Below are 7,225 nucleotides of genomic sequence, written 5' to 3' on the forward strand. Positions count from 1 at the left end.
CCTCCACACCCTCGGCCGCCAGGCCCACGGCCGAGCCTGGAGACCGGGTTGCTCTGTTGACGAAGCGAAGCTGGTGACCCGCTCGTCACAAACCGGCTGGGCCGCCACGCGATGGCTCCTGTAGCGTCATTCGTGAAAGGAGCATTCGACATTGGCCCCACCCGATGAGGACTCCGACTCCAAGCCCCAGCTTCCCAAGCTCAGCCGCCGCGCCTTCTTCACTGGCGCGGGTGCTTCCGCCCTGAGCGTCACCCTGGCCCAGTCCGTCGCTGAAGCGGCGCCCGCCTCTCCGGCGGTGCTGGGTCCCGAGCCGTCCTCGCTGTCCCTCTCCCTCAATGGCCACGCCGTGACCGTCCAGGCCGACCCCGCCACGACGCTGGCCGAGCTCCTGCGCCACCAGCTCGGAATGACGGGAACGAAGATTGGCTGTGACCGCGGCGCCTGCTCGGCCTGCACCGTCTGGCTCGATGGCGAGGTCGCCGCGAGCTGCATGACGCTGGCCTTCGACGCTCGGGGCCGCAAGGTCACCACCATCGAGGGGCTCTCCCGGGGTGACGAGCTCCACCCGGTTCAGCGCGCCTTCGTGGAGAACGACGCGCTGCAGTGCGGGTTCTGCACGCCCGGCATGGTGATGAGCTGCGCCGCGCTGGTCGAGCGCAATCCAAAGTGCACGCTCGAGGACGTGAAGCAGGCGGTCAGCGGTCATCTGTGCCGGTGCGGCACCTATCCCAACGTCTTCAAGGCGACCCTGGCCGCGGCCAAGGGGGGCGGAAAGGCCAAGGGGAACAGCTGATGCAAGACGTCAAGGACACCACCGGTTCCGGAGGCACCAGCAACCCCTCCGGCGCACAGAAGGACTCGCAGGGGGGGCCCCAGCAAGCACCGCCTCCCAATCCGGGGCCCGCCAGGCAGCAGGTCCTTCCGTATGGGATTGTCAGCGAGGGACTGAAGGAGGTCACCCGGAGGGTGCCCCTGGACGAGCCGCCGCCCCTGCCCGAGAACGCGAAGCTCAAGTCCATTGGCAAGCCGGTCTCGCGTCTGGATGGAATCGAGAAGGTCACCGGCAGGGCCCGCTACACCTTCGATGTCCAGCTTCCCGGAATGCTCTGGGCCCGGCGCGTCGTCTCGCCGCTGCCCCATGCGCGCATCAAGTCCATCGACACCTCGGCGGCCGAGCGCTACCCGGGAGTCCGTGCCGTTCACGTCCTGGAGCGCCTGCTCGCGTCCGCTCAACTGCGCGACCCCAAACAGGAGCAGGGCAGCCGCTACCCCACCATCCGCTACGCGGGCCAGCCCATCGCGGCGGTGGCGGCCGACAGCCCCCGCGCCGCCGAGGCCGCGGCGAAGCTGATCCAGGTGGAGTACGAGCCCCTGCCCCATGTCACCGAGCTCGAGGAGGCGATGAAGGAGAACGCGCCTCGCGTCTTTCCCGGTCCCACCGAGCAGCCGGCAACCGCGGGCGGTGGAGGCTCGCCACCGGGCCTTCCCCAGAAAGGCAACGTGCGCGGTCCCGACACGAAGCCCCGAGGCATGGGCCCGCGCGGGGACGTCGCCAAGGGGCTGCGCGAGTCCGACGTGGTCATCGAGGCGGAGTTCCGCACCCAGGTACAGACCCATGTGCCCATGGAGCCGCACGGACTCGTCGCCGATTGGCGGGACGAGGGGCTCACGATCTACGCCTCCACCCAGTACGTCGGAAGCGTCCGGGAGGAAGCGGCCGAGCACTTCGACCTGCCCAAGAGCAAGGTCCGGGTGCTCAGTGACTTCACCGGTGGCGGCTTCGGTGCGAAGTACGGGATTGGCAATTACGGACTGCTCGCCATCCACCTCTCGCGCAAGGCCCGCGCGCCGGTGCGGATGATGCTGGATCGCCGGGAAGAGCATGTGTCGGGCGGCAATCGTCCCAACAGCCTCCAACGGCTCAAGCTGGGCGCGAAGCGCGACGGCACGCTCGTCGCGCTCCAGCTCCAGGCCTACGGCAGCGGAGGCGTGGCCGGCGGCGCGGGGGTCGGCTTCTGCCACGCCACGCTCTACGACTGCCCGAACGTGCTGGTGGAGCAACACGACGTCTTCACCAATGCCGGGCCCTGTGCCGCCTTCCGGGCGCCCGGTCAGGTCCAGGGCATCTTCAGCCTGGAGCAAATCGTCGACGAGCTGGCGGAGAAGCTTGGAATGGATCCGCTCGCGCTCCGGGGGAAGATCGACATCTCGGGGACGGATGATTGCGTGGCACGCGCCCATGAACGCCGGGTGGGTGCCGAACGGGTCGGCTGGAGCAAGCGGCGGCCGGCGGGCTCGGACAAGGGACCCATCAAGCGGGGAATGGGTTTCGCCCAGTCCCAGTGGCTCTACCTGGTCCAACCGCACACCGCATGTGAGGTGCGGGTGTCGGGTGATGGCTCCGTCGAGGCCTTCAGCGGTACCCAGGACATCGGGACGGGGACGCGCACCATCCTGGCGCAGGTGGTGGCCGAGGAGTTCGGCTTGCGCCCCGAGGAGATTGGCTCCCACGTCGGTGACACCCGCTACCCGGTGGGCCCTGCCTCGGGCGGGAGCCGCGTCACCAGCTCCTTGACTCCCGCTGCCCGTAACGCCGCCTACCGCTGTGCCCGGGACCTGGCCACACGGCTTGCTCCCCTGTTCAAGGCAAGCGCGGAAGAGATCATCTTCGCCGAGGGCAAGGTGATGGTGAAGGGCAAGGCCTCGTCGGCGATGCCCTTCCGCGAGGCGGTGAAGAAGGCCGGGTTCGAGGAAATCTCCCACCGGGCCGAGCGCCGTGACGACTACGAAGGGTACATGGTGAAGACGCCGGAGATGGGCATCAGCCGGCATGGAATTGGAGGCGTCCAGTTCGCCGAGGTCGAGGTCGACACGGAGACGGGCATCGTCAAGGTGGAGCGGGTGGTCGCGGTGCATGACTGCGGGCGCCCCATCAACCCCAAGCTCACCGAGAGCCAGATCTACGGAGGGGTGATTCAAGGCGTGAGCTACGCCCTCTACGAGGAGCGGCACCTGGACGCCGCGAGCGGGCACCAGCTCAATGCCAACGTGGACCAGTACAAGATCGTCGGTTCACGCGAGGTGCCGAGCATCGAGGTGATCCTGATCGAGCAACTGGGGGCGCAGTCCTCGACGGATGCGCGCGGAGTCGCCGAGCCCGCCAACGTGGCGACGGCGGCGGCGGTGGCCAATGCCTTCTACAACGCGACGGGCAAGCGCATTCGCACGCTTCCGATGACGCCCGCCAACGTGCTCGCGGCGCTGCGAGCCTGAGACGAATCGGAGGATTCATGCAGAGCTTCGAGTGGGTGGACGCTGAATCCGTGGAGCAGGCCGTCTCGCTGCTGGGTGAAGGCAGCGAGCGAAAGCCTGTCGTCGCCAAGGCCGGCGGAATGGACCTGCTGGACCTGATGAAGGGAGGCGTGGTGGCCCCTCACCGGGTGGTCAACCTCAAGACCATCCCGGGACTGGACGGGGTGCGCTTCGATGCCAAACAGGGCCTGGAGCTCGGCGCCCTGGTGACGCTGAGCCGGCTGTCGCGGGACCCCGAGGTGCGCCGCCGCTTCGTGGCGCTCGCGGAGGCGGCGGAGCACGCCGCGACGCCCCAGGTCCGCAATGCCGCCACGATGGGTGGGAACCTGCTCCAGCGGCCCCGCTGCTGGTACTTCCGGCATGACCACTTCCACCAGGCCGGTGGCGACGACGTCGAGCGGGTCCGCTCGGGGCAGAACCAGTATCACGCCATCTTCGACAACCAGCGCACGGTGATGGTGCATGCCTCCACCCCGGCCACGGCCCTGGTGGCCTATGGGGCCTCGGTCGAGCTGACCGGCCCCGGGGGCAAGTCGCGGGTGGTGCCCCTGGCCGACTTCCTGCTGCCGCCGGACATGAAGCGCCCGAGCGACACCCTCATCGCGCCGAACGAGCTGTTGACGCGCGTACGCATCCCCGCGCCAGGGGCGGGAACGAAAGCGGCGTACCACAAGCAGGGCGAGCGGGAGAGCTACGACTGGCCCATCTGCGACGTCGCGGTGGTGCTGCGGGTGGAGGGCCGGGTCATCCGTCAAGCGGCGATTGCCCTGGGCTGGGTCGCGCCCACGCCTCGGCGGGCGGTGGAAGCGGAGAAGCTCCTCGTGGGGAAGACGCTCGATGAAGGACTCGCGCGGCAGGTGGCGAAGGCCGCCGTGAGTGGGGCGACGCCGCTGTCGAAGAACGCCTACAAGGTCCCGATCCTCGAAGCGGTGGTCCGCAGAACCGTGCTCGCCGCGGCAGCGGCCTGAGGAAGCGCATGGACTCGAGCACCGAGCAGAAGCCACCGTGTGTCTGTCGGCGCGTGCGTTCGAAGGGAACGCCGGGCGTCCGGTACGACGCCGCGGTGGCCTGGGATGCGGGCTTCGTCTCGACCGCGACGTTCTGGTGCGTCGCGACGGGAGACAGCGTCGGGCCCGACGACGACCAGGTCCACCCGCACGTCTGTGGAGAGGCTCGCGCCTGTTTTCGCGCCCCCACCGATGACCCTCCGGAGAGGTCACCGATTTTGGAGTGAGGCGGAGAGAGGCTTGGTTCGGTAGACCCCGCCCTGAGTGCACCCATGAAGAGACTTCCCCGAGCGGCCCTCCTCGTGCGCGCGCTCGCCCTGCTCGATCTGGCCCTGGTGAGCGCCTTGGGCGGGCTGCTGCTGCACGACTTCCTCCGCTACGGCACGGCGTGGGTGAACAAGGGGGAGAGCGGCGCCCTGGTCAACTGGATCGTGCTGGCGGGCATCCTCACCCTGCCCGCGCTGCTGCTGGCGTGGCTCGCGGTGGGACTGTGGCGGTTCGACCGCGCCGCCTGGGTGCTGCGGGTGGGACTGGGCCTGCTCACCGTGCCCCTGTTCGGCGTGGGGTTCCTCGCCCTGGGGGTGCTGCTGCCGCGCCCCTGCCGGTGGCTGTTCGGCATCGGGCCCGACGCGGTGCTCGCGGAGATCGACGCCCGGGAAGAGGTGACGGTGGAGGCGCTCGCCCAGGGCTTCAGGGTGAGCCCCGGCGTCATCGAGTCCCTGCTCGAGCGGACCGTGGCGCGCGGCGCCTTCCTCGGCGCGTGGGACCGGGCCCGAGGCGTCGTCTACTCGGTGGACACGGTGCTCACCCGGGAGAACCTCCAGCGCTGCCCCCACTGCGGCGGCGCCATCGAGGCGCTCGGCAACCTGGCGAACTGTCCCTACTGCTCGACCGACTTCGCCCACCTCACCGGCCTGGACTTCCCCATGCCGGCCCCCGTGGGACTCGCCGTCATCGGCGCGATCGATCACCTGCTGAGCTACTTCCTCGCCGTCATGGCGCTCGTCTGGGGCTCCATCTTGCTGCACCGGGGCCCCGACGTGGTGAGCCTGGAGCGGGCGATGCTGGCCTGGGCCGTGTGTGGCGCATTGCCGCTGGCGCTCTCCGCGGCCTACCTGTGGGTGGGACGCCATCTCGAAGAGGGGAGGCGTGGGGCCTGGTTCGCCCAGGGCGTGCTGCTGCCGCTGGCGCTCCCCTACCTGCTGCGGCGGCGCGTCCGGATCCTCTTCGCCTCCGGGCTCGAGCCCCTGCGCGCACGACTCCTGGATGGCGGGCGGTTGGAGATGAAGCAACTGGCCTCCCTCTTGAGGATGCCGCCGCGCCACGCGGACGAGCTGGCCATCTACCTCACCGCCACGGGGACACTCGACTCGGTGCTGGACTGGCGCACACGAAGCCTCGTGGGGCGCGAGCACCTGGACACCTCTGGCCGCGAGCGGTGCCAGCAATGTGGGGCGCCGCTCCGACTGGGAGGCCGGTGCGCCTTCTGCGCGACCTCGGCCTCCCGCGCCCCGAGAAGCCCGGGATGAAGCAGAGATTGGCTTCGATCCAGAGCGCAAGAACTGAAGATGAACGTCCACCCTGCGGCAAGAGTCGGCCATTGCCCCTGGTGCCATAGATTTGTCGTGGCAGGTGCCGAGATGGAGCCGGGGTAACTCGGCTGCCCCTGTCCCCTCAAACTGTGGGCGGTGAGCTTGGCGGATGGGACTGTCCCAGCGCGCGCGAGCTCTTGGCTCGTGGGCCATGCGGCAACGGGGACGCGGCGCGTGGAGGTGTTCCGCCGCCCTGCCCGGCGGAAGTGCTCAAGCAGGAGGCCGCCCGGCGTGGGTTCGATTCCCGCCGCTTCCACTTTTTTACGCCGTGCTTACGGGTGGTTAGCAGCGTCCTCCATCCGTGTTGCACGTATGTCGCACACGGGCGCAGAGGGCCGGTCGAGAACCCCGACCGCCTCTCTGCGCGTGTCCGGGCTCAGGTGGGCGTAGCGCTCCGTCATGTCGATGGTCGCGTGCCCCATCAGCTCCTTGATGACCGTCAGCGGTATCCCCCTCATGGCGAGGTGGCTACCGTAGGTGTGCCGCAGGTCGTGCCAACCGATGCGGCCCTGCTCGCGCGTGATGGCCGCCCGCTGGAGGGCCCGGCGTAGCGGCAGCTTGAGCAGACCGTCAGTCAGCGGCCGACCGTCCTCCTGGCAGAACACGTAAGGGCCGCGTAGGTGCCGGTGTCCCTTGAGCGCGTCCACTGCCGAGCCCGGCAGTTCCACCGTCCTCTCGCGTCCGCCCTTGGGCAAGCCCGAGACACCGCGCCAGATGGTGCGGCGGACGTGCAGCTTGCCGCGCTGGAAGTCCACGTCGCCCCACTGGAGCCCGATCAACTCTCCTTGCCGCAGCCCCGCCTTGAGCGCCACCAGCAGCAGCGCTCGCCATTCCGGCTCGGCGGCGTTGCTCAGGCGCTCTGCTTCCTCGAAGGTGAGGAAATCAAAGGGCGGCTTCGGTAGCTTCGCGAAGAGCCTCACGCGCGGGGCCTGCTCGATGACCCGCTGTTCTTCCGCGACCGCCAGCAGCTTGCTCAGCACCGTCAACACGTTGTTGATGGTTTTGAGGCTCAGCGGCTTTGGTTCCTCGCCGCTGCGCTTGCGGAGGGCTGCCCGCGTGGGGGCCTCCTTCCGGGCGCGCGCTGCTGACTTCTTCTTGCGCATGACAGCCTTGAAATCCTCAATCTCAGCCGGGCCAATGGCAGCCAGCGCCATTTCACCGAAAAACGGCAGGATGTGAGACTCCAGGATTTGGCTCTTGCTGACGACGCTGGAGTGCTTGTTGTTGTTCTCGCTGTAGGTCAGGAAGCGCGGGGCGAACTCCGCCAACGTCATAGGGCGCTCCCCGGTGTTGTTCTCCTTTCCGAAGGTTCCA

General features: G+C 68.9%; 5 protein-coding genes. 4 read left to right on the plus strand and 1 reads right to left on the minus strand.

The genetic code is table 11. From position 1 onward, the window contains the following. The first annotated feature begins 151 nt into the window (after nt 1-151). The 4 genes from VF697_RS13110 to VF697_RS13125 all read left to right on the plus strand — a co-directional run bounded on the left by VF697_RS13110 (nt 152) and on the right by VF697_RS13125 (nt 5,848). The gene (locus VF697_RS13110) at nt 152-793 is read left to right on the plus strand and encodes a (2Fe-2S)-binding protein (RefSeq protein ID WP_331094820.1); all 642 of its coding nucleotides are present in this window, start codon (nt 152-154) and stop codon (nt 791-793) included. Then, complete coding sequence (locus VF697_RS13115; protein WP_331094822.1) at nt 793-3,273, plus strand: xanthine dehydrogenase family protein molybdopterin-binding subunit; 2,481 nt, start codon at nt 793-795, stop codon at nt 3,271-3,273. The genes VF697_RS13110 and VF697_RS13115 overlap by 1 nt, the downstream gene beginning before the upstream one ends. A gap of 17 nt (nt 3,274-3,290) precedes the next feature. Further along, complete coding sequence (locus VF697_RS13120; protein ID WP_331094824.1) at nt 3,291-4,280, plus strand: FAD binding domain-containing protein; 990 nt, start codon at nt 3,291-3,293, stop codon at nt 4,278-4,280. Nucleotides 4,281-4,591: 311 nt separating this feature from the next. After that, nucleotides 4,592-5,848, plus strand: coding sequence for a hypothetical protein (locus tag VF697_RS13125; RefSeq protein WP_331094826.1), 1,257 nt, complete (start codon nt 4,592-4,594; stop codon nt 5,846-5,848). 335 nt (nt 5,849-6,183) lie between these two features. Here the strand turns inward: VF697_RS13125 and VF697_RS13130 are convergent. Next, nucleotides 6,184-7,225 (minus strand): site-specific integrase (locus VF697_RS13130; RefSeq protein WP_331094828.1); only part of this gene is annotated, 1,042 nt, incomplete at its 5' end.

The organism is Archangium sp. (assembly GCF_036388035.1).
Lineage (GTDB): Bacteria > Myxococcota > Myxococcia > Myxococcales > Myxococcaceae > Archangium.